The sequence below is a fragment of the Haloferula sp. genome, assembly GCF_049672945.1.
Classification (GTDB): domain Bacteria; phylum Verrucomicrobiota; class Verrucomicrobiia; order Verrucomicrobiales; family Akkermansiaceae; genus Haloferula.
The window spans coordinates 1-22,525 of sequence record NZ_JBATWY010000256.1 but is presented as its reverse complement, the minus strand read 5'-3'; the positions used below and the strand labels follow the sequence as shown (position 1 = coordinate 22,525).

The window sequence follows — 22,525 nt, the reverse complement described above, 5'->3', positions numbered from 1 at the left end:
GTCTTCGGGGTGATGGTCTTGAAGCCCGCGTTGATCGCGACGCTTTCATCAATCTGGGCATTGCTGGTGGCGCAACTCGAAAGAGAGGCTCCGATGGCGACGACGGCGAGGAGGCTGATGGCGGCTTGGATGAATTTCATGTGTTCTCGTGATGATTCGCGTCTTGTTTAGGGTCCCAAGGCAAAGCGGGAAAGGCCGAAATTTCGGCGCGTGGATACTGGGCGCACCATTCGTAAGCGCACCATCCGGTGAGCATCAGAAATTGAACCGCCAAGACGCCAAGATCGCAAAGAATTTCTGGATATCAGCCAGGAATGGAATCCGCACCCACCTCAAAGGAATCAAAACTTGGCGTCCTTTGCGCCTTGGCGTTGAAAAAGGGGGAGGATCATCAATCCATCCGCAGAACTTGTCCCTCGTGTAGAAGCTGTGGCAGTTGGATCCGGGTGATCAGGCAGGGCGAGGAATCAGACCAGGATGGATCGAGCGAATGGGATGAAGCCCTGCTCGCCTCCGCAGCCTGCGGGATGGCGAGCAGAGGTGATGAATGGGCGGCTACTTGTCGTCCTTGCCGGCGAAGAGCGGATAGACAATCCCTGCAAGGGCTCCGCCAACAATCGGTGCCAGCCAGAAAAGCCACAGCTGCTGGATGGCCCATCCACCGACGAAGAGGGCGGGTCCGGTGCTGCGGGCGGGGTTGACGGAGAGGTTGGTGACCGGGATGCCGATCAAGTGGATGAGGGTAAGTCCCAGGCCGATGGCGATGGGGGCGAGGCCAGCGGGGGCGCGTTTGTCAGTCGCTCCAAGGATGATCAAGAGGAAGAAGAAGGTGAGGACGACTTCGGCGACGAGGCAGGCAATCATCGAGTATTCCCCGGGCGAGTGATCGGCATAGCCATTGGAGGCGAATCCATCGGCGGTGGAGAAGCCAGTCTTGCCACTTGCGATGAGGTAAAGGACGCCCGCCCCGGCGATGCCACCGATGACCTGGGCGACGACGTAGCCGCCAACCTCTGACCACGGATGGCGTCCACCAACCGCGAGGCCGACGGTGACGGCAGGATTAAGATGGCAGCCGGAGATGTGGCCGATGGCGTAGGCCATGGTCAGCACCGTGAGGCCGAAGGCGAGCGCCACGCCGACGAAACCGATGCCGAGGTGAATCGGGTTGCCATCGATCTGGGTGAGGAATCCCGCTGATAGGACGGCGCTGCCGCAACCACCGAATACGAGCCAGAAGGTGCCGAAAAATTCAGCAACGAGTTTGTTTTTCATGATGTTGTCTTGCCAATTAAGAGACGACACGAAGACAAAGATCTTCAAGTTCGTCGGCGGCGATTGTCCATGGTCAGATCATTTTGGGGAGTTCTTTCTTTGGTCATTTCCGGCACTTCTTTCGCTCGCCCGTTGGGGTGGCGATATTGAGTGGAAGCTGAAAGTTTAAGACAACTAAGCAAGTCAGTCTTCCGAGCGCAAGGTGGCGACGATGTCCCCGTCGGCGAAGAGTTCGAGTTCGTTGCCGTGAACATGGAAGTTGTTCACGCTGGCGAGGGCCTTGGCGAACTTGGACTCCAGCTCCATAAGCTCAGGCGGGCCGGCCATCCGGGTGCTGACGATCTCACCCATGGTCACGCTTTTGCCGACCAAGGCATAGGAGGCGGAGAGGCGGTTGATGCCGCCGAAGATGGAGAGCTTTCCACCGGAGAAATTCATCGTCGGTGGCTTCTCGGAAGTGATTTTTTCGCCGCTGAGGGTGACGAGGGTCCAGTCCTTGTTGGCGGCCTGGTTGATGTCGGCCATGTCGCAGACGTGGGCGGTCCAGGTGTAGGTCTTGGAGGCATCGTCGACGGAGGCGACCGGGGTCTTGCGGTCAGCGGGTGCGGGGAAAATGGTGACACCTTCCTTGATCGTTTCGACGACTTTGATGTCCTTGATGGTCATCGGATCGACCTTAAGTGGATCTTTGTCGAGGATCACGAGGTCGGCGAGTTTGCCGACTTGGAGAGTGCCCTTTTGGTCTAGCTCATCGTACTGCTCGGCAGTCCATTCGGTCATCGCCTTGAGTCCTTCATAAGGCGTCACTCTCTGGTCGGCTCCGATCTCGGCGCCGGCGCGGGAGATGCGGTTCACGGCGGAGGAAAGCATCATCATCTGGTCGAGTGGGGCGACGACGAAGTCGGTGTGGTTGCTGGGGCGCAGGCCGGCGTCGATGGCATCCCGCATCGGGCTGATGTACATTGCCTGCTCCTTGCCGCGGTTGGCGATGTGGGCCTCGGCGAAGTAGAAGGTGTGGAGGGTGTAGAAGGACGGGCGGACCTTGTATTCCACGAACTTGGGAATATGGTCCTTGCGCATGAACTGGGTGTGGATGGTGGTCACGTTCCAGGGCCTGCTGTAATCGCCGTCGCGGGCGAACTCGTAAGCGGTTAGGAAGCCGTCGATGGAGGCGTCGCCATTGCAGTGGAGCAGGAGCGGGACGTTCATTTCGTAGACCTTTTTGACCATCTTGTTGGCGAGGTCCTGAGGGAAGGTGAGTTCGCCCTTCCAGTCCTTTTCACCGCCTGGTCCGCCGGTGAGGTAGGGGGTGGTGAAGGCGGCGGTGCGTCCCTGGGGTGAGCCGTCCATGGTGATCTTCACGCCACCGATCTTGAAGCGCTTGTGGTATTTGCCCCATTCGTCGATGGGGATCTCTTCGAGCACCTTGTCGACGTCGGTGATGAAGGGGTAGGCGACAACGTCGATGAGGTTTGCTCCGGCTTCACTGGCACGCTTGATCGTTTGGATCTGCGGGAGGTGCGAGGCGCCTTCGTGAGCCGTGGTGATACCAGCTTCGGCGTAGAGCATCTGGCCCGCGCGGCTCCATTCGATTTCCTGCTGGGCGGTCATCGGCTCGGATTGCTCCATCACCGGGAGGAAGGCCGTTTCCATGATCAGGCCCCAGGGTTCTTCGCTGCCGGGTTTGCGAACGATGATGCCGCCGGCCGGGGTCTTGGTTTCCGCACTGATACCGTATTTCTTCAAAGCGAGACTGTTCATGACGGCACCGTGCATCGAGACGTGATCGATGCGCACGGGGTTGTCGGGAAAGGCTTCGTCGAGGTCGTCGCGATTGAGCAGGCGGTCATCGGGCATGACGGTGTCGTCATAGCCGTAGCCCATGATCATTTCGCCTTTCGGGATCTTGCGCTCAGCGGCGAATTTCTTCAACTCCGTGATGATGCTCGGGACGTCCTTGCCCGGGCCGGAAGGCGGCGCGTAGAGCTGGCACTGGTTGGCGACGAGCAGCGAGTTGATGTAGTGGCTGTGTCCGTCGAGGAAACCGGGGAGCAGGGCCTTGCCTTGGAGGTCGATGACTCGCGTTTCATCGCCTTTCATTTTGAGGACCCCGTCCTTGCTGCCAACGAGGGCGATTTTTCCATCGTCGACGGCGAGCGCTTCGGCGTAGGTCGGTTCGTCACCGGTCATGGTGAGGATGCTGCCATTGTGATAGATGATGTCAGCGGTCTGTGAAAATGCCAGCATGCTGAGGCCGTAGGTTAGGAGAGATACCAGAGTGTTGGCTTTCATGGTGAGCTGGTTTGAAGTCTGCGGTTTTCAGGCCGATTACAGCGGCCGTAGTCGATGAACTGAATCTTCGGTTGGGGTCGATGTCGATATTGAAAAGCCAAGGCGAGAAAGGGATCGCATGTCTCCGTCGATTTCGATGGGAGCAAAGGAAAGGGCGGCCTTCTTCGGGCGGGAGGGCGTGGATGTAGCGTTCGCCTCGGGCGTGGGCGCGTTGGAGGGCTTTGTCGAAGGCGGGAGTGCCGCGTTTGCCGTGGCCACCGGAGAGGGTGGGCTTTTCGCCGGGGAATTCGGGGAGCTCTGGGCCGCGAGGGCCACTTCCTCAAGCGGGTTCAGGAACTCACCGTCGCGGCCTGTCCGGGTTTGTTGAGGCTCGCGATTCCAATCGTTTAGGAAAAGCGAAGAGCTTTCGGTTTGAAGTCGGATGAAGTTTTCGATCATGATGGTAGGGATCGAAATTTATTTGGAACGATGAAGACACGAGAGCAGACATGGTCGGGGGTTCTGGCTTGAATCCATCTTTGGAGTGAAACCACGGTGCCCCTTGCGGTGGCGGTTCTGCTTTGTCACCTCATCGGGGTGCCGATGGTGCGTGCTGAACAAGGGCGGGTGGAGCAGGTGGTGATTCCCGGATCAATCAAGCTCTTGGACCCGGGTATCCCGGGAGCTTCGGGGATGGAGGGAATGGAACCTGTGGATGGAGCGCCCGCGATGATGTCGGTCGAGAGAGCGTTGAATCCGCGTCCGGCGGCGGATGATTTGAGTGTTGAAAGACGTGCCGAGATGATGGCGCAGGCGAGGGCAGAGGAAGGCTTCTTTAGACCGCAAGGCGGCGGCTTGCGAGCGATTCACCGGCAGAGCCTGATCCAACTCGACTATGGTTCCGAGGGGCTGCTTTTTTCGCCGCATGATCCGGCAGCGCTACCGGCATTCACCGGGGCGACGAAACCTCCCCGGTGGACGGTTCGGATGAAGACGGGCTCGATGGAGTTCGATGGGGTGGCGGTTGATTTCGGAGAGCCCGGGAGTCCTCTTGCAGACGGGGAGAAAGCCTCCTGCGGACTCGGCGACGGATGTGTCGAATGGGTGGTGAATCGGGCGGAGGGTTTCGAGCATGGTTATACGATCACGGCTCCTCCATTGGAAGGGGAGCCGGTGTCGGAGCTGGCGATGGTGATTTCGTTGGAGACCTCACTCTTGGTGATGCCGGGCGACGATGCATTGCTCTTTCAAGATCAGGCGGGGAAGACCCGCATGAGTTATTCCAAGCTCATGGTCTTCGACGCCGAGGGTCGTGAGTTAGAGTCGGCGATGGTTCTCAATGAAGTCGGTGACGAACTACGGCTGGAAGCGGATGTGAGGGGGGCGTGGGAGGTCAGTTTTTTTACAGGAGGAAGGGGAGGTAGCTGAGGGGAATACGGAGACGGACTTTTTAAGTCCGTTGCGCGGTGGGGAGATTGGCTAAGTGGCTTGGGTGGCCATGCGGAAGATTGATGATCCTGGGGTGAGGCGACAGGAGTTTTAAACTCCTTCTCCTTATTGCAGGGCCAGCTTCGTTAGCTTTGTGGCCTTCTGTGGGAAAACTACGGAGCCATGGGGTAGGTGCCGGGGATGACGGTGCTTTCTTACAGAAGGAAAGGAAGGCAACGAAGGGGCTGGGAATTTTGATAGACAGGATGGAGGAGAAGTGGGGGTGAGGGGAAGGTGCGGCGAATCGCCCGATCTTCCCCGTCGTCGTACTCGTTCTCGTCCTCGAGAAGTGCGATTGAGGGGTGTTAGGATTCGAGGACGAGTAGGAGGAGGACGACGAGTTTTAAGTCTCTGCTTCCCCGCGCTATAGTTTACCGAGGCTTTTGAGCGTCTCGAGGATCTCGGTGATTTGGGCGGTTGCGTTTGGGGGACTTGCGGCCGAAGGGGGCGGAGAGGGTTTCGGGGTCGGGGCCGGTGTGGGGGAGGAGCTTTTGGAGGGCGCTCTATGTTCAAAGCTCCGCTGATCGTCCATCTGCGTTCATCCTGTTCATCTGTGGTTCATTCTTTCCGATGGTCGAGCGTCTGGGGATGAAGCTTCGACCGGGGCCAGTTCGCGGGTGGGATCGCTTGCACTCCTTACGCGCTCCAGAAACCGGCGATGCGTTCGACGCACCAGAAGGAGGCGATGATGCCGGTGGCGTAGACCACGGGTTTGAAGGCGGCTTGGTTGATCTTTGGTGAGATTTTCGCGGTGATGCTTGTGACTGCGATAATCACGACGACGAAGGCGAGTTGGCCGAGTTCGACGCCGATATTGAAGTTGAGCAGGGCGATTGGGATCTGGTCTCCGGGCAGGCCGACGTCGGCGAGGGCCCCGGCGAAGCCAAAGCCGTGGAGCAGGCCGAAGGTGATCGCGACAAGCCAGGGGTAGCGCTCGGTCAGGCCGGGGGTGTGCTCGTTCCGCAGCGCGAGTTCGCGGGCGAGAAAGATGATGCTCAGGGCGATGACGGCCTCGACCGGTGGGCCGGGGACTTCCATCCAACCGAGGGTGGCAATGCCCAGGGTGACGGAGTGGGCGAGAGTGAAGGCGGTGATGGTTTTGATCAGGGTCCAGCGGTCTCTAACAATCAGTACCAGGCAGAGCACGAAGAGCAGGTGATCGAAGCCGATGAGAATGTGTTCGATACCAATGATGATGTAATCCCAGAGCAGGGTCTTTGGTTCGGCGTCGAAGAGGATGGTGGTGGCGGGGGATTCCGGACGGAGGATGTTCGTTTGGGAACGCCCGTCGATGAGGCTGCTGCGGACCAGCACATCGGTCAGGCGCGAGCGGGGGCCATCGATGCCGACCTTGGCGCCGTCGATGGATTGATCGCCGGGTTTGATGCGCCAGCGGCTGAGGGTGGCGTTGCCGAGCGGGGTGGTGTTCGGCTCGCTGAGATTTTCCCATGACTCGGGAAAGACGGGGACGATGGGAAGGGGGCGGCCTTTGTAGAAGGGAACTTTCCAGGTGATGTCGATGCTGCCTTCAGGGGTTTCCTTGAGTTGAAGGAAAGCCGGCTGCATTTCGTGGGCGGCAAGGGTGCCGACGACGAAGAACAGGGCGAGGGTGTGGAGGATGAGACGGCGAATCATGGCTCGGGAGTCTCTTCGGTTTCGGTGGCTTCCTCGATGCGCGGCTCGATGACGACGTCGTACTGCTCAAGCAGGCCTTCGAGCATGCTTTCGTTGAGTTTTTCGCGTTGCTCATAGCGGTAGTCGTTGAGGACATCTTCGCGAATGGTGGCGAGTTCGGGCAGGTGGCCATCCTTGCGCTCGAGGATTTTGACGAGGTGGAAGCCATAACCGGACTTCACCGGACCGAACCATTCTCCCGGTGTTTGATCGGTGAGGGCTTCAGCGAACTCGGTGCCGAACTGGCGGCCAATGAGTGGGAGCTCGGAGGTGCTGAACTCGGGGCTGAGCAGGGTGGGGTCGGCGCTTTCGACGGCCTGTTCGAAACTCATCGAGCCGTCGTTCAGGCTGGGTAGAAGAGCGGCGGCGTCAGCTTCGGCATCGTCGCGCTTGTCGGTGGAGAAGTAGATCTGTTGGAAGCCGAGTTCGGTCGGCATCTGATACTTTTCGGCGTTGTCCTGGTAGAAGGTTTGAAGCGTTTCGTCGGAGACGTCTTCAAGGTCGACGATGTCGGAGGTGAGGAACTCCATTTTCTGGGCAAGACGACGGCGAATGATCGAGTCGGCCTGATCAAGACCGAGCTTGGATGCCTCGCGGAAAAGAAGCTCTTCCTTGATGTAGCTGTCGAGCAGGCCTTTGAACTCTTCAGGTGTCGGCGGGCGATTCCAGCGGGCGCTCCATTCGGAGACGAGCATGTTCTGGATGTCGCTGGTGATTTCGATCTGGTCCGGATTCGCGGCGTCGAGCTCTTCCTCGGGATTCACCTTGGAATAGAGCAGAAAGATGCCGCCCCCGATGAGGAGGAAGACGATGAGAGGATCACGGAGGATTTTCATTGAACGCAAGGAATGCCGAGTTTCTTGGAAGGTGCAAGCGAGCGGGTCAAGGAGAAGTGAACGACGGATTTGGAATCGGAAATCTGCCTTGAGCTTGGTGACGTTGTTGATACGGCCGGGGCCTGAAAACCCTTTCGTCTTGCTTCGCCCGTTGAAGTTTGGGAATCCATGCCATACTAAAAATGATGGACACCGTTTCCCAACAAGATCTTGTCGAGCTTCTCTTCCTGGCACTCTACCAGGACGGACATCTATCCGTTGAGGAGGACAGCATGCTGCAGAAGGCGTTGACCGCTTTGGGCTGGGAGCCTGAGGAACGGAGTGGGCCATCGGTTGGTAAGGCCTTTTCCGCGGTGCGTGCGGCGAACGCATCCGATGAGCTGAAGGAGATGTTCCTGTGGGAACGAGCCAAACGCCTGAAAGATGCCGGCTATTCGATTGTGACGCTCGAATGGTTGGGGAAGGTGCTGGCTTCGGATGGTCTCGATGGCGATGAGAAGCGATTCCTCGAGCGTGCCGAGAAGCTCCTGCTGGATTGAGCTGCGGGCTGCTGACTTGAGTGCGCTGAGACCATTTGCGTTTGGCGGAAAGCAGTTCGATCTCGGCTTCCTATTTGGGCATCACCCTCACAATCACCGGCAGGCGATGGGCGAGGAGCTCGCGGGCGGCGCTTTGCACGGCGGCCGGAGTCATCGTTTCGTAGATGCCGGTGAGCTCGCGATGGTGGTTGGCAGGGAGGCCGAAGAGCAGGTCGATCGCGGCGTGGCGGGCGATGGAGCCGGGGGCCTGTTGCTCGATGGCGGTGGCGCTGAGAACGGTCGAGCGGACGCGCTCGAAGGCGTCGTCTGGAATGCCGTCGCTGGCGAGTTGGGCGATCTGGGACCGGAGTTCGGATTCGGCGAGTTCGACCTGATCCGGATCGGTGGCCATGTAGAAAGCGAAGAGGCCGGTGTCGTGGCCATGGAACTGGGTGGCGCCGACCTGGTAGGCGAGGCCGAGTTCCTCGCGGATGCGGGTGAAGAGCGGACCGGCCATGTCGGTGCACCATTCCTGAAGCATGCGCAGAGCGTGACGGTGCTCGTCGAGGGCGGCGCAGCCGGGATAGCCGAGAGCAAGGACGGCCTGCTTCTTGTCGAGACGGACGACGTCCTCCGATGGATCTAGTATTTGAGAGGGTGCTGGGTGCCACGGGTCGCCACCGGGGAGTGGATTGAAGGCGGCGGAGAGCAGTGCCTTCGCTTCGCCGGGATCAAAGTCGCCGGCGAGCGCGATGACGAGATTCGGTCCGCGGAAATGGAGCGAGTGGTGGGCGGCGAGAGACAGGCGGTTGAGGCCGCGAAGCGAGCTTTCATGACCAAGGGTGGGAATGCCGAAGCCGCTGGAGCCGAATAGCGAAGAGCGGAGCGTGCGGAAGGCGAGGGAGAGCGGGTCTTCGAGGGCCTCCTGCAGGCTGGCGATCTGGGAGGACTTTTCCCGTTCGATCGAATCGGATTCGAGGGCCGGTTCGGCGAGGATTTCTCCGAAAAGGGGGATCAGGGTGGCGAGGTCCGGACTGAGTCCCGAGAGCTGGACCAGCATCGAGTTGTTTCCGGACGATGCGCCGACGGATGCTCCGAGGGACTCGAGGGTGTTGGCGAGTTCGGCGGCGGAGCGGTGGCGCGTGGCTTTGGGAAGCGTGGCGGCGAGCAGGCGGTTGAGGCCGGCGGTGGATGAGGTTTCGGAGCTGGCACCGGCTCTGACGGCGGCTTGCAGGGCGAGCACCGGAACCCGTGAATCGGGAAGCAAGGCGATGGTGGTGCCATTGCTGAGGGTCAGCGTTTCGGGTTCGGGGCGGGTGCGCTTTTTCGAGGCGACCGATGCCGGGGCTGCGGTGCCCTCCGGGTCGAGGATCGTCAGGGTTTCGACGGAGTCGGCGAGCTGCAGCATGGCACGCCGGATGTCGGCGGGTGTGACGGCTTCGAGTTGCGCGAGGTAGCTGCGGGTGAAGTCGAGATCGCGCGCCTCGTGCCAGTTCGAGGCGAGGTCGGATGCCCGGCCTGAGATGGTGGTGAGGGTGCGGAACTGGCTCGCGGCGATCTGGCGTTTGGCTTTGGCCAGATCGCTGTCCAGCTGGGTGTTGGGGAAGGCGGCGAGTTCGGAGCGGATGGCGCGGATCAGGTCATCCCGCTTGTCGCTGGTGGTTTCCGCGGAGATGGCGAAGAGGCCTTCCCGCTCGCATTGGGACCACGACCAGGCGGAGATTTCCAAGGCGAGCTCTTCGGTTTCCCGCAGCGAGCGGTAGAGTCGTGCCGAGCGGCCGCGTCCGAGGATCGCAGCGGCGAGATCAAGGGCGGGGACGTCGGGGTGGCCGAGGGCAGGGATTTTCCAAGCGAGGGTGATCCGCGAGGTCGGAATGGCGAAGGTGCCATGTCCGCGACGCGGTCCAAGCTGGGTGGGGTCGGCGGGGACCAGCGGTTCTTCGCCTGATCCACGGGGGATGGAGGCGAAGAGGGCGTCGACTTTTTCTCCGATCAGCACGGGATCGAAGTCGCCCGCCAGGCAGAGGCAGGCGCGGTCGGGCGTGTAGCGGGCTGCGTGGTAATTACGAAGGTCATCGTAGGTGATGGCATCGAAGCGCTCGCGGTGGCCGATGACCGGTTGGCGACGGGCGTCGCGGCTGAAGGCGGTATCAAAAACCAGGCGGTGGTTGGTGTCGTCCGGGTCGTCGAGGCCCATGTCGATCTCACGGCGGATCACGTCCTTTTCCTTTTCGAATTCGGACTCGGGGAGATGGGGGTGGAAGACCATCGCGGCGAGGACATCGAGGAAAGTATTCATTCCCGTGGAGGGTCCATCGATGTAGTAGACGGTGCGATCAAAGGAGGTGTAGGCGTTCCAATGGCCGCCGGCGGCCTGGACGGATTCGGCGAGATCGGAGGGGCCGAATTCGCCGCCACCCTTGAAGACCATATGTTCAAGGAAGTGCGAGACGCCCGAGCCGAGCAGGGGACCTTCATGGATCGAGCCGGTTTCGATCCAGAGCTGGGAGCTGATGACCGGAGCCGAGTCGTCGGGGTCGAGGATCAGGGTGAGGCCGTTTGGCAGGGTGCGGGTGGTGGCGGAAGTGGGTGGAAAATCCATGGACGTGGGGAGGATGGAGCAGGATTGGCCGAGGTCCAACGCGGAAGGTATCATAATTCGGGTTTCGATTCGGCGCGGGAGGTCGGACTTGGGGCTTGGATGGGGTGGGCTGAGGCGCTAGCTTGAAGATGTGAAAGGAAAAGGAGCTCTTTGGTTGTGGATCGGTGTGCTGGTGGTGTTTCTCGCCGGGACGAGTTTTGTCGCTTACAAGCTCTACATGCGGCAGAAGACGCGGGCCGAGGCTCAGCGCTGGGAGATGACGAGCGTTATGAAAATCAACCGTGAACTCAGCTCGGATGAGCTGGAGAGATATCTCTTGGTGGAGAATGAGAAGCTCGATCGTTACGAAGTGCTTCGGCCGATCGTTGACGAACTTGATCTTGTGACTTTTTGGAACCTATCCAGCGTTGATGAGGCCTTGGAGAAGCTCAAGGCCTCCGCCGAGTTGCGGCCGGGTGATGAGCCGGGGACGATTGTTTTCGTGGCTTCGGACAAGGACAAGGAGATGACCGGGAAACTGGGAGAGGCGATCGGCAAGGCTTACAAGGCGGCGCTTCTTCAGGAACAGCTCCGGATGCCGACGCCACCGCCAGGCTTTCAGGATTGATGTCGATGGATCCCTACGCGCCTCCCAAGAGCGGATCGCAAGGGGGGACCGAGCAGCCCGAGCGGAAGGCCTTGCGGGAGGTGGTAACGGCTTGGGAAAGGCTGAGACTGATCTACAATCTCCTGCTGTTGGTGCCGGGTGTGGTCATTGTAACGATCCTGGTGACGGGTCAGGACATGCCTCTGGGGTTCGCGGTGATCGGTGCTCTAGTGATTGGGATCGGAGCCAACGCGGCCTTTTTTCTCGGACCTCTGGTCGAGCTCTACTTTCGAGCGCTGTTTCGAAATGGCGAGTCGATCGGGCGGGGGCGGCAGTTGATTTTTGGCGCCGGGTTGGTGGTTTCCGCCGGGGTGTTTCTGATGGCGCTGATCGGAGCGCTGGCTTGAGGGATGGAGCAAGGGCGTTCCCGCCCTGCCGCCGGACCTACAGGCCTTTTCATCCCCCCGACCGCACATCATTTGATCGAAAGAGCCCTTCACGCCATCCAAGCCCGACCTCGAATCCAAACATTTCTGGTCGTTCGCCAGGGCAGGAATGCCCTTGCTCCCTTTGCGAGACGACTAAGGTTCAGCGGGCTCGAACGATGCTTCAAACCGGGTGATTGTATGGCGAGCGACTTTGGCTCCAAGCTTCAGGCCTTCGCAGTTCGCGGATTCGAAATGGATGCCACCATAGATCCTGCTGCGGCCGATTTCATTCGCGATGTCGTCGAAGTTCTCGAACTTCCGGCGGACGCCCGGCATCTCGCGGGTTTCGATGGAAATCGGAGCGGGCAACTCCCCGAGAAAGTGACTCAGCACGCAAGCTCCTGCGCCACTGAAGGTGCTGTGGCCGGAGACATACTCCGGGTGGGACGGCGCGGGCAGTAGCGACTTCCAGTTCGGATTGGGAACCGTGTCAGGGTCCCCATCATCCATGGACTCCCGAATGGCGGAAACCGGGCGCCAGAACTTGTAGTGGAATTTACAATCCCAGGCCGCGATTCCCGCATCCGCGAGTGCGAGGTTGAGAATCGCAAACAGGCGGGCTTTTTCAGCGATGCTCATGTCACGATCCTCAAGGGCCTGGCAGGCGATCTCGTTCCATCGTCCCGGGGGGCTGTCGGTGTAGCTGAAGTCCGACCAGAAGAACGCCGATTCCGCCTGATCCTTCGTTCGCACTCGGGAGTTCCTTCCGCCAAGCCTGGCCACCTCGGCGAGATCCTGGTGGTAGGATTCGGTCCCGATCTCCGGTGGCGGCGGGGGGCGGAACTCAGCGGCTGATTCCAACAGGAAGGGGCGTACGTGACTCCAATGGGGAAGCTCCGGTTCGCGATTGTTGGTGGTGCGCTGCCAGATGCCGACTTCGAGGTCGGGCTGGTAGTGGACGGTGGTGGTCGAGCCGTCATCTTTCCGGCGATTGACTTCGGATTGGGCCAAGCTGCGAGACCGCTTTACCACTTCCGGCGGGGCATCCGGCGAACTTGTTAGAAGGCGATCGAACTTCGCGCGATCTCCCGGGAAAAGGGTCACGGAGACTTCGTGGGCTGATGCCGCGATCGCAGCCGATCGGTTTTCCGGGCTGCTTGCTTCGCTTGCCCGCCACATGGCCAGGTGAAGGATCGCGAGATTCCGCGCCACCAGGCAGGGGGGTGGCGTCTGCCGACGAACCGCCTCGCGGAATTCCCGGTTCCAGTCCTCGACCGTGTGGTCGATGGGTGCGGCGGCAAGCTGGATTCCCGTGGCGAGCAGCACTCCGATTGCGAACTTCATGGGTCCGTCTGCACTTCGAATTGGAAGAACTGGCGGGCGGGTGCTTGTCCTTCGATGTCCGCATTCATTTCGACGAAGTCGAAGGTGGAGCGCCCCGAGGGGGAGGCGACGTAATTGACCGGGGACCAGGTTTGGAGGTTGTCGCTCGCCTTGATCAGGAGCGAGACTCCTTCGGCTTCCCGGGAAACATCGTAGGTCAGGCGGGCGGTGCGGACCTGGCCATTGATGACCAGGCCGGCATCGGGCAAGGGGGCGGCACTGCCAACCTTGGGATCGCTGCCAAATAGGTACTCCATCAGGTTGACCATGCCGTCCAGGTCCGGATCGGACTGCTCACCGATGAGGAACTCGTTGTCAAGGTCCGGTCCGGAGTAGTAGCGGGCGATCCACACTTCGTAGGGAATCGGTTGCTTGAAAAGACTGCGGGGCGCGGCGTCCGGATTTCGAGCGACGCCGAGACGGTAGAAACGCTTCGGGAAGTCCACAGGGTCGGATTCGAAGGAAAGCCGCATCCGGCGGATCGCGCCATTGTCACCGCCCGCGGTGACCGCGGTGACTGTTTCCCGCTGCCACTCGTCGAGATCCGTGGAAGTCTCGATCCAGAGGTCGACGCCGTCCGCGCCGACCGCCTGAGGGTAGTCGAAGCTGAAAACCACGGGACCCGGCTCTTCATCGGACGGCTTGCTCTTTGAGAGGGATTGCCTGGCCAGCGCAGGCGAGTCTGCTGAGAGGGGATTGCTGGAGAAAAGGAACTCCATGATATTGGTATAACCGTCACCATCCGGATCCTTGAAGTCACCGATGATTTCCGGATCCGCCCTTTCTTCCGGCGTGAAATTGAGCTGCCGCCAGGCTTCAAGCGGATGATAGAAGACCTCGCCCGGCACCGACTTGCCGGCGGCATCGGTGAAGATCAGGTTTTCGATGCTGAAGGATACCCCGCCCTCCGGTGCTCCCGTGGCAATGCTCAGCGGGATCGAGAGGAAATCCCCGTCCGGGACCGTGGCATTGGTGGGGGAGTGGATGACGACCTTCATGGCTTCCGGCTCGACCCGACTGCGGACGCGGTGCCGTTCCATGCCATCGAGCGCCACCACCCCGCCCGCCTCCGCCTGGCCGGGAGGAATCATCAGATCAAACTGCATGCCGACGATGGCGCGCTGGTTGTCCAGATTGAGGTCCGCACTCACCGACTCCCCGGGTAAGCCGCCGGTTCCGGTAAGGATCAGGGAGTCGGCGTGGCTGAGTAAGACAGCTGACAGAAGAACCATGCTTCCAGCAAGAACTCCTCTGAAGTGGAGAAGCGGAATCATGGATTCAGGGGGATGGGCGAAATGGTGGCGTAGGCCTGGATCGTGCCAACTCCGGCGGGAACCATGGTCGAAAAGGTTGCGGAACCGGCTGCCATGGTGACCGGCGGATCGCCATCGGCCGGAAGGGTGATCAGACCCCCGCTCGTCGAAACTCTGAGGGTAATTGGGGTTCCATCGGGAACGTTGGTGCCTCCGACGACGATGGTGATCTCACCTTCCTCCGCGAAGATCACATCGGGATTCGTGGTGTTTCCCTCCGGCGGTTGGCGAACGTTGGCACCGTCCACACTTGCAATGGTGAGCGTGTTGTTGCCATCAAGCCCCGGCAGGGTGTCGGTTGGTGGTCCGGCGGAGGCGGGCGGCTGGACGGTCGACATCGCGAGGGAACGTTCGAAACCTTCAATGCGGATTCGTCCGTTGGGACTTCCGAATCCGTTCTTTGCGGAAAGAGTTCCACTTCCTTGCACCCGGTCGGCCACCAGACGAATCGCGCCGCCAGAGCCATCGCCACCATCTCTCGAGCCATTGGAGACATTTGTCGCTGAGGCACCTTCTCCTCCGTCCGCAGAAATTGTCCCGGAAACGACAATATCTTTGCTGGAGGCGATCAGGATCGCTCCTCCCCCAGCTCCTCCGTTTCCGCCATTGCCATTGGTGGACCCTGATCCGCCGCCCCCTCCGGAACCACCCGAGCCACCGATGAGGGGCTGGACGAAGCTATTTCCATAGGCCCCAGCGTAGACACCGTTGCGTCCAGGCGTACTTCCAGAAACCGGATCGCCTCCACCCGGTCCCCCTCCCGCAGTGCTGCTCGTGTTGGTGGAGGCGTTGAAGTATTGAGCCCCACCGAGTCCGCCCTTGTATCCCCCCGGTCCTCCCACTGCTTCGTTACCGGATACGATGTTTCTTCCCCTTCCGTCTTCGCCGTCGAGATTCAGTGATCCATTGATGACCACCGACTCCGAGGCGAGCCAGGTGACGGGGGTGTTGGTGGCATTCTTCCGGAACTTCACGGTGACGCCCTGCGGGACGTTGATCGAGGTAAAGTTCCAGACTCCATCAAGGCGTTCCGTCATATCGAACTCCAGCTCACCGCCTGATTCCACTTCCCAGTTGGTTCCATCCCAAAGCCTCACCGATTGGCCGTTCACGAAGACGATTTTCTCCAGAATCGGGTCGTAGCTGAGGGTGTGGCTAGCTGACGTTCCGATATCCCTAGCCGGGAACTTTTGGACCCAACCAGCGCTTCCGAATGTCCATGTATCTCCGAGGCGATTGGGGCTGATGAATCCCCCGAACATGACCGTTTCTCCTCGTTTCGGATCATAGGTCATGGCGTGACTGCTGCGAGCTGGAGGAACGGTGCTAAAGACGAGTTGCTGCCAATTGGTTCCATCCCATGTCCAAGTTCTTGACGAATATTGGCTAGCGTCTATTCCGCCGAACAAAAGTGTCTTTTTGAGTCCGGTGTCGTAGGCCATCGCATGCGCGTATAGCGGTCCAGGAGTCGTTGCCGGTGTCTTTTCGATCCAGTCGGTTCCGTCAAATACCCAAGTATCGGAAAACCGAGTTGTGCCATCAAATCCCCCGTAGAGCACGATTTCGCCTCGTTCGAGATCGAAGACCATGGCGTGACTGGAGCGAGCTGGAGGACGACTTGTGGGGTTCTTGAGAGTCCAAGTCGTCCCATTGTATGACCAAGTGTCGTCCGACCTAACCGCCCCTGCGCCCCCCCCAAACATGATGATTTCCTGCCTCACGGGATCGTAAGCCATGGCCGAGCTGGTTCTTGGGGGAGGAGAAACCGTAGGATTGGAAATAGACCAGTTAGGAGTTTCACGCACCCAAGTGTCGTTGAAGTAGGTAGTGTTGTTTGAAACAGTAATTGATCCGCTAAAGACCACGAGCCGCTCGAGTCCCTCATGGAATGCCGCAGCATGGCTTGATCTGTTGCCAATTGGGCTCGGGAAATCCAAGGCACCGTCGGCACCCGTCGATCCTGAGTCGTAGGGCAGATCCTGAGTTCGAGCCACCGGAGCGATGGAAATAAGCATCACGCAGGTCAGGGACGTGAGGGGCAACGGACGATGGAGGAGACGAATTCGGCAAACGGTTTTCATTCGGAACTGGGGTTCTGGTGCGTGGAGATGGCGGACAATCCGCTGGACGGAGAATTGCGGTAAGAGACTTCGGGAGATGGGAGGACGACCTCGCCGATTTCTACGGAGGGCAGGGTGTTGAAATAGGATGCCGGCGAGGATGCGAGGAGGGTAGACTCCGAGGCGGGATTGCCAGGAGGAGCATTCAAAAAGGACACCGGTGCCGAGATCACCGCCAGACCCTCGGATATCAGACCGTTGTTAGGAGAATTGAGAAAGGCCGCAGGGTCGGAGCTGACTTGCCAAGGAAGCTGACTGTTTGGATTAAGAGGATCGAGCCCTTCCGCCAGCTCTCCACCATCATCCCAACCATCGCCGTCGCTATCCGGGTTTCGCGGATCGGTGCCGGCAAGCACCTCGTCAGCGTCCTTCAGGCCATCCTGATCCTGATCCTCGTCGCCGTCGTTGATCCCGTTGCCGTCGGTATCCTTGATCCTTGGATCGGTGCCGGTGACGAACTCTCCGGCATTGGAAAGGCCGTCGCGGTCGAAGTCCTCTTGTCCGTCGGGGATGCCATTGCCGTTACTGTCCGGTTCGTCTGGATTGAGACCAAGTTCGACTTCCCAATCATCCGGGACGCCATCACCGTCCGAATCGGCGAAGGAGAAAACACGGAAGTTCGCGACTTGAGAACTGCCCATGGCATTTCCTGCAGCATCGGAGGCGGGTGCGTCGGCGACGAGGCGGTAACGCCCCGGTTCGAGGGGTGGATCAAAGTGCAGGAAGGCGGTGTTGGTCTCGGTGCGGTAACTCAGGCTGCCAGGGGCGATTTCGTCATCGGCAGTATCGAAGGCACCATCCGGTCCGGGACTGGTAACCCTGAAGCCGGAGGAGAGCGAAGCGGTGTTCATCGGCTCGCTGAAGACCGCGTAGGCATCGCTGAGGGCACCGGTAAGCGAATTCGCAGCCGGGCTGAACTTCCGTACAACGGGAGGAGTGGCATCGGGGACCAGAGTGATGGTGAATTCATCGGACCAGGTCGAGTTGCCTCCGGTGTCCGTCGCCTTGGCGCGGACGGTGAAGGTCGCTGATCCGGCATCGAGAGCCGGGGTGATGAAGCGGTGCTCGAAGGGGAAGTTGCCATCGGTGAGCAAGCGGTCGCCATTGACGTAGAACTCGACATTGCGGACCTGGACATCGTCCATGACGGAGGCGCTGAGACGCATGAGCTTCCCTTCCTCGGCCGTGCCGGTTTTGTCGGAGGGATCGAGATTGAAGTTCGAAGTCAGGGTGATCGATGGGGCGTTTCCGTCGCGATCAAAAGGCAGGTAGCTGACAACCTGCAGGCCCTGGGTTCCGTCGGCGACGTAGGCGAGGCCGTTGTAGATGGAAATGGCGGAGGCTAGGCCAGGCGTCTCGAGGGTGGTCAGGAAGTTCGATCCCATGCCATCACTACCGACCTGATAGAGACTCACGTGATGAGGTCCGTCGTTGGTCGAGTTCGGACTGACGGCTCCGACCCCGAGGCCGGAGCCGTTCGGGACGAGTTGCTTCCAGCCGAATTGGCGGGTGGTGTTTTGCAGGTCGAGCTGCGGGATCGAAGGATTGGTGAGGTTGTAGGCGTTGAAGCCGTCGGTGCGTGAGGTCCAGAGGAAGCTGTCACCTACGCTGATACGTCGGCGTCTTCCCCCGGCTCCGCGGCTGCCAGGGCTGGGGGCGACACCGATTCGAGTGAGGATCGCGCCATCCCACTCGATGGTGACCAGGCCACCGGAGTGGAGGGAGTAGACGCGTTCGCGTCCAGCGGCGATGTCTTCGATCACGCCATCGGTGGTGGAGATCCGGTCGAGGATCGATCCGGTCGCAAGATCGACGGCGACGATGCCTCCATTCTGGAGTCCGGCGAAGGCGACAATGCCATCGCTAGCGACGGCATTGACTGGGGAGCCAAGAAGTAGGGTTTGGATCGCTGCTTGCTCGGCACCGGACGGCACCGTGATGATCCGCAATCCTCCCGAGTAGTCCGCCACGGCAACCCGTCCGGGTGAAACCGCGACGTCCAGCGCGTTGGTCATTCCAACCTCGGCGACTCGCACGGGGTTGGTTCCTGCCCCTGCATTGAAGATCGTGACGCCACCGCTGCCGGATGCGATGGCGACCAGATTGTCGAGGGCGTCGACGTCGTTGGCTACTCCCCGGACGGGGGCAGAGGCCACGACACCAGTTGACGCGACAAAGCCATCGAGGGGATTGGTGCCTTGTTCAACTTCGGCCCCGTCGGAAATTCCGTCTCCGTCGCTGTCAGGGTTGTTGGGATCGGTTCCGTAAACCTCTTCAGCGAAGTCCGGAAGACCGTCCCCGTCACTATCAGGCAAAGGGATTGGTGCGGGTTGGTTGGGAGCACCATTTCCAGGAGGAACAGTCGTCCTTTCGCCATTTCCACCTGTCCATCCTCCTTGGCGCTCACCTTGGCCCCGGCGAGGATACCAGCGTTCGATGATGTAGGGTGAATCGGGAGGGCCGACAAGATTGACCGAACCATTGTTTGAAGCCTTGGGTCTGACCTTTACGACAGTCCCGTCAGGTTCTGAAGGTGGATAGGTGATGAGGATCGCCGGAGTTTCAGCCGGCAGCGTCGACGGCTTCCCGTTTTCCTCAATTGCTTGGGCGGCCCCCTCAGACACGTTTCGGACCTCATCGGCAATTTCATCAAGAATTTCGTCGACCTTCATGGCCTCGGTCCCGGACTTGATAATTTCACCCGCTCTAGTTTCGCCTTCTTTCCTGATTTGCTCCACCTCAACCATCTCTTGTGGAGTTAAATTTGCGTCAGGCATGCCTGGAGCTCGAAGTTCGACTTGAGTTGAAATCACATCAAGATTCGATTTTAGCAGATCATACGCTGCCTTGTCCAATTCAAGAACTGCGTTGGCATTGTAAGGATCGAATTGTTTCAATGCGTCGTCAAATTCCCCAGATGCGTCAACCAACCCCTTTATTGCGAGACCGGCACGGAGGGCTTTGCGAACACCCGGTGAATCGCATGCGGGAGGAACTCCTTCAAAATAGGTCGCTGTTGCGTCTGCGACGTTGGCGGCACAGTTGATAGCGATCGCCACCTTCCCTAGCGGAGATTGTTTGATCGCCGCCGACCCACAGTCCTTGGCAATACCGAGAAAAGAAGATATCAACCCTGCGGCATCCGCCGTTCGCTTGAGGGAATCAAGCTTTGAGGGGTTTCGGTTAGTTTGAAAAACGTCGTAGCCAGCCTTGATGGCCTTCACAGTGGAATTTCCACACTTAAACCACCGTTTAAGGTCACCTGTCGGAAGTATGTCTGAGACGCAGTCGGCGGCAGCGGTAGCCATTCCAACTCCTGCATTAAAACTTGGTATGCAAGCTTCGTCCTTCGGTTCAAGGAGTTCGCCACCTTCCATCTGAGTTCCCGGTTGCTGTCCATGCCAACCAGGTTGCCTGACTCCGACTCCGGGATCAGTCTTCACGAAGAGTCCATCGTCAGTCACTGTCATTGCGCCCGCGATTTCCCACTCTCCGGTATCATGATCGAAAGACCACAGGGCCGACTTCGCGCCTGGTGGCAGAACCTCGCCGGTTTCGGGGTCGGGGGAGTTGGGGAAGCAGACGGGGACGGGGCGGTCGAAGTTACGGGGGCCATCACTCTGGATGGTGATTACAAGGGGAAGGTCGAGACCGGGAGGAAGTGGGGAGGGAAGGCGGTCTCGGTCCACCGGGGCGATGCCGACCCTGCCGCCGCGGGTGCCGTCGTCGGAGAACAGCGAATTGGCTGGGACGTTGATTTCGGTGCCGGCGAGTTCGGGGTTGGAAGCGAGCACGGAGGCCGGGAATTCGATCAGGGTGTCGCTGGTGGTGCTGGTGGTCTGCAGGGTCCCGGCACAGACACAGGGGAGATAGATCATGCCTCGCGTGGTGTCCGAGACATCCCCAGCGAGATTGTCGGTCTTACCGGCGACGGCGTGCCATTTCTTGCCGACGACGGGATAGTAGTCGCCATCCGGCCACGAGCTGGCGGGCGAGGTCCGGCCGTCGATCTTGACGAAGAAGGTGCCGGCCGGGCAGGGAGAGAGAGTGAAGTTGCCTTGGGCATCGGTGGTGGTGCGGAGGGTTTCTTCAGCGCCATCGACGGTGATGGTGACGCCTTGGAGCGGCCGTTCGCCGCCGCCGGTGGTTCGTTCGGAGGCCAGCACCTGACCGGTGATGGCAGTGGAAGATAGCGGAACGATCGATAGGGTATCGAAGCTGAAGATATGGGTGCCACCAGGATTTTCGTCGGCATCCCCATCGAGGGGTCGCCCGAGGAGATCGGTGAGGCCGGCGCTATCAAGGCTGACGCGGATGCGGGCATTCGATGGCAGGGGTTCGAGGTGGAAGAGGGTAGCCTTTCGGCGGTCGCTCGAAAGTTCGACGCGCGAGAGGATCTTTTTTCCTCCGAACTCCGCGAAGAAGGAGTTGGTGCTGAGTGTCGCGGAAGGTGCGAGAGGAATGGTGAAGTAGACGACCGTTTCCCGGGTGACGGCGACGTTGCCCTCGCCTGCTGCGGGAGAGGAGAAGCGGACGGTCGAGAGGGGGAGGGTTTCGGGTTCGCGGGTGCCGAGGATCTCCTTCACCAGTTCGTCCATGTCGGCGTCGTTGACGGCACCGTCCTGATTGACGTCGGCGAGGGGTTTACTGGTTTCCTGGAGGGGAGAGGTTTCGTTGAAGTGGGCGGCGATGATCGCGATGTCGCGAACGGTAACAACGCCGTCGCCATCCAGATCTCCCAGAGATACGGCTGCGACCCGGGGAGTAAGGATGAGGAGAGATACCAGTAGGCATCCAAGTGATAGCAGCCGGGGGGCAAGAAGCATTAATCTTTTAACTCAACTGATCGCCTGAGTCGCAAGCCGGATATGGGAGAGATGAGCTCACGGCTTGCTAGATTGTTGATAATTAGTAAGTTGATCGGGAAGGGGTTTTGTGAGTCAACTCTCGTAGAATTACTGATCCATTAAGCAAGTTACGACTTTTCCGCAGGGAGGTATCAAAGGAGGACGCCGTTTCCATCGCTGAAGGGAAGCAAGGGTGTGGGAGGGAGTAGGGGCATTCTTACCCTGCGTTTGTGGCTGGAGCGGATTCAGAATGGATGGCGAGTCGATCGGGCGGGGGCGGCAGTTGATTTTTGGCGCCGGGTTGATGGTTTCCGCCGGGGTGTTTCTGATGGCGCTGATCGGGGCGCTGGCGTGAGTGGCGGGTGGCGGATCAGGGCGCGACGGGTGGCAGATGGGGAGTGAGGATTTCTTTCCAGATCGCGTAGCCGGCATCGCTCATGTGAAGTTGGTCGTCAACGTAGAGCTCGGGGATGCAGTTGCCGTTTGCGTCGAGGAAGCGATCCCAGCTTTCGGGTAGGTAGCTGATCCGTGGGTCGGCTTCGGCGATTTTGGCGAAGCGCTGGTTCATGGCGGCTTCAGTGGCGCGGATCTTCTTTCGCGCGGGGCTAGGGCGGATGGCGAGGATGAGCAGCTTGGCGTCGGGGCTGACTTCGAAGAGGCGGTGGGTGTATTCGTTGAAGTCGTCCTCAACCTGTTCGGGTGACTTGTTCTTCCAGAGGTCGTTGGCGCCGCAGAAGAAGATGACGAGGGAGGGTTCGTAGCGGAGGAGGACGCGCTCGAGGTAGTGGTTGAGGTCGGAGATCTCGCAACCGCCGAAGCCGCGGTTGAGGGCGGTGAGACCGGGAAAAATCTTGGGGATGTCGAGCAGGCGGATGCTCGAGCTGCCGGAGAAGACGATGCCGCCCTTTTCGGGTGGGGAGGTCTCGTCTTGAGCGTCGAAGGCGGCGATTTCCTTGGCGAATCTCGCCGGGTCGGGATCGGGTTGATCGGCGAGGAGAGGCAGGGTGAGAAGCAGGCTGGCGAAGAGGGCTTTGATCATGGGGGTGGGAGAGGAGTTGGGGCATTTCTGCCCCTACTCCTCTTTCCTTCCATGATCAAACCCCTCCTCGCCAGCCTGCTTCTCACCCTTCCCGTCCTCGCTGATCAGCCGGACCCCGACCCGGCGAGATTCGCCAAAGCCATCA

At 60.0% G+C, this 22,525-nt stretch carries 14 protein-coding genes; 4 read left to right on the top strand and 10 right to left on the bottom strand.

Translation table 11 applies throughout. The annotated features are described in order from the left end of the window. Window positions 1-555: 555 nt before the first annotated feature. Window positions 556-1,275 carry an aquaporin Z gene (aqpZ, locus tag WBG04_RS22170; protein WP_424317115.1) on the bottom strand — a complete coding sequence of 240 codons (720 nt, stop codon included), beginning with the start codon at window positions 1,273-1,275 and terminating at the stop codon, window positions 556-558. 183 nt (window positions 1,276-1,458) lie between these two features. Continuing rightward, window positions 1,459-3,567, bottom strand: coding sequence for an amidohydrolase family protein (locus WBG04_RS22165; RefSeq protein WP_424317113.1), 2,109 nt, complete (start codon window positions 3,565-3,567; stop codon window positions 1,459-1,461). A gap of 534 nt (window positions 3,568-4,101) precedes the next feature. Here WBG04_RS22165 and WBG04_RS22160 point away from each other — a divergent pair. After that, complete coding sequence (locus WBG04_RS22160) at window positions 4,102-4,974, top strand: hypothetical protein (RefSeq protein ID WP_424317111.1); 873 nt, start codon at window positions 4,102-4,104, stop codon at window positions 4,972-4,974. A 696-nt stretch (window positions 4,975-5,670) separates the two neighbouring features. Here WBG04_RS22160 and WBG04_RS22155 read toward each other — a convergent pair. After that, window positions 5,671-6,669, bottom strand: coding sequence for a HupE/UreJ family protein (locus tag WBG04_RS22155; protein WP_424317109.1), 999 nt, complete (start codon window positions 6,667-6,669; stop codon window positions 5,671-5,673). Then, the gene (locus WBG04_RS22150; RefSeq protein ID WP_424317107.1) at window positions 6,666-7,544 is read right to left on the bottom strand and encodes a peptidyl-prolyl cis-trans isomerase; all 879 of its coding nucleotides are present in this window, start codon (window positions 7,542-7,544) and stop codon (window positions 6,666-6,668) included. The genes WBG04_RS22155 and WBG04_RS22150 overlap by 4 nt, the downstream gene beginning before the upstream one ends. A gap of 182 nt (window positions 7,545-7,726) precedes the next feature. On the opposite strand from WBG04_RS22150, the gene WBG04_RS22145 reads away from it, so the two are divergent. Further along, window positions 7,727-8,083 (top strand): hypothetical protein, encoded by a 357-nt coding sequence (locus WBG04_RS22145; protein WP_424317105.1) that lies wholly within the window; start codon window positions 7,727-7,729, stop codon window positions 8,081-8,083. 70 nt (window positions 8,084-8,153) lie between these two features. Here the strand turns inward: WBG04_RS22145 and WBG04_RS22140 are convergent, their stop codons facing one another. Further along, window positions 8,154-10,664, bottom strand: coding sequence for a M16 family metallopeptidase (locus tag WBG04_RS22140; protein ID WP_424317103.1), 2,511 nt, complete (start codon window positions 10,662-10,664; stop codon window positions 8,154-8,156). Between the two features lie 130 nt (window positions 10,665-10,794). Here WBG04_RS22140 and WBG04_RS22135 point away from each other — a divergent pair, with 130 nt between their 5' ends. Together WBG04_RS22135 and WBG04_RS22130 are read left to right on the top strand one after the other, a co-directional pair. Continuing rightward, a complete protein-coding gene (locus tag WBG04_RS22135) occupies window positions 10,795-11,271 on the top strand; it encodes a hypothetical protein (protein WP_424317101.1) in 477 nt (158 codons plus the stop codon). Continuing rightward, a complete protein-coding gene (locus WBG04_RS22130; protein WP_424317099.1) occupies window positions 11,271-11,657 on the top strand; it encodes a hypothetical protein in 387 nt (128 codons plus the stop codon). Before WBG04_RS22135 ends, WBG04_RS22130 begins: the two co-directional genes overlap by 1 nt. A 174-nt stretch (window positions 11,658-11,831) precedes the next feature. Here the strand turns inward: WBG04_RS22130 and WBG04_RS22125 are convergent, their stop codons facing one another. The 5 genes from WBG04_RS22125 to WBG04_RS22105 form a co-directional block, all read right to left on the bottom strand. Further along, on the bottom strand, window positions 11,832-13,022 hold the full coding sequence (locus WBG04_RS22125) for a vanadium-dependent haloperoxidase (protein ID WP_424317097.1): 1,191 nt from the start codon (window positions 13,020-13,022) through the stop codon (window positions 11,832-11,834). After that, window positions 13,019-14,335 carry a hypothetical protein gene (locus WBG04_RS22120; protein ID WP_424317095.1) on the bottom strand — a complete coding sequence of 439 codons (1,317 nt, stop codon included), beginning with the start codon at window positions 14,333-14,335 and terminating at the stop codon, window positions 13,019-13,021. The genes WBG04_RS22125 and WBG04_RS22120 overlap by 4 nt, the downstream gene beginning before the upstream one ends. Further along, window positions 14,332-16,389 (bottom strand): Kelch repeat-containing protein, encoded by a 2,058-nt coding sequence (locus WBG04_RS22115; RefSeq protein ID WP_424317117.1) that lies wholly within the window; start codon window positions 16,387-16,389, stop codon window positions 14,332-14,334. The genes WBG04_RS22120 and WBG04_RS22115 overlap by 4 nt, the downstream gene beginning before the upstream one ends. 62 nt (window positions 16,390-16,451) lie before the next feature. Next, entirely contained in the window at window positions 16,452-21,320 is a 4,869-nt protein-coding gene (locus tag WBG04_RS22110) for an Ig-like domain-containing protein (RefSeq protein WP_424317093.1), read from the bottom strand. Window positions 21,321-21,711: 391 nt separating this feature from the next. Continuing rightward, on the bottom strand, window positions 21,712-22,380 hold the full coding sequence (locus WBG04_RS22105; protein ID WP_424317091.1) for a GDSL-type esterase/lipase family protein: 669 nt from the start codon (window positions 22,378-22,380) through the stop codon (window positions 21,712-21,714). Window positions 22,381-22,525 lie beyond the last annotated feature (145 nt).

Coding starts and splice junctions, on each gene's coding strand:
- WBG04_RS22115 (WP_424317117.1), bottom strand. CDS start 16,389: ATGCTTATTTCCATCGCTCCGGTGGCTCGAACTCAGGATCTGCCCTAC.
- WBG04_RS22105 (WP_424317091.1), bottom strand. CDS start 22,380: ATGATCAAAGCCCTCTTCGCCAGCCTGCTTCTCACCCTGCCTCTCCTC.
- WBG04_RS22140 (WP_424317103.1), bottom strand. CDS start 10,664: ATGGATTTTCCACCCACTTCCGCCACCACCCGCACCCTGCCAAACGGC.
- WBG04_RS22120 (WP_424317095.1), bottom strand. CDS start 14,335: ATGATTCCGCTTCTCCACTTCAGAGGAGTTCTTGCTGGAAGCATGGTT.
- WBG04_RS22165 (WP_424317113.1), bottom strand. CDS start 3,567: ATGAAAGCCAACACTCTGGTATCTCTCCTAACCTACGGCCTCAGCATG.
- WBG04_RS22155 (WP_424317109.1), bottom strand. CDS start 6,669: ATGATTCGCCGTCTCATCCTCCACACCCTCGCCCTGTTCTTCGTCGTC.
- aqpZ (WP_424317115.1), bottom strand. CDS start 1,275: ATGAAAAACAAACTCGTTGCTGAATTTTTCGGCACCTTCTGGCTCGTA.
- WBG04_RS22130 (WP_424317099.1), top strand. CDS start 11,271: ATGTCGATGGATCCCTACGCGCCTCCCAAGAGCGGATCGCAAGGGGGG.
- WBG04_RS22110 (WP_424317093.1), bottom strand. CDS start 21,320: ATGCTTCTTGCCCCCCGGCTGCTATCACTTGGATGCCTACTGGTATCT.
- WBG04_RS22145 (WP_424317105.1), top strand. CDS start 7,727: ATGATGGACACCGTTTCCCAACAAGATCTTGTCGAGCTTCTCTTCCTG.
- WBG04_RS22125 (WP_424317097.1), bottom strand. CDS start 13,022: ATGAAGTTCGCAATCGGAGTGCTGCTCGCCACGGGAATCCAGCTTGCC.
- WBG04_RS22150 (WP_424317107.1), bottom strand. CDS start 7,544: ATGAAAATCCTCCGTGATCCTCTCATCGTCTTCCTCCTCATCGGGGGC.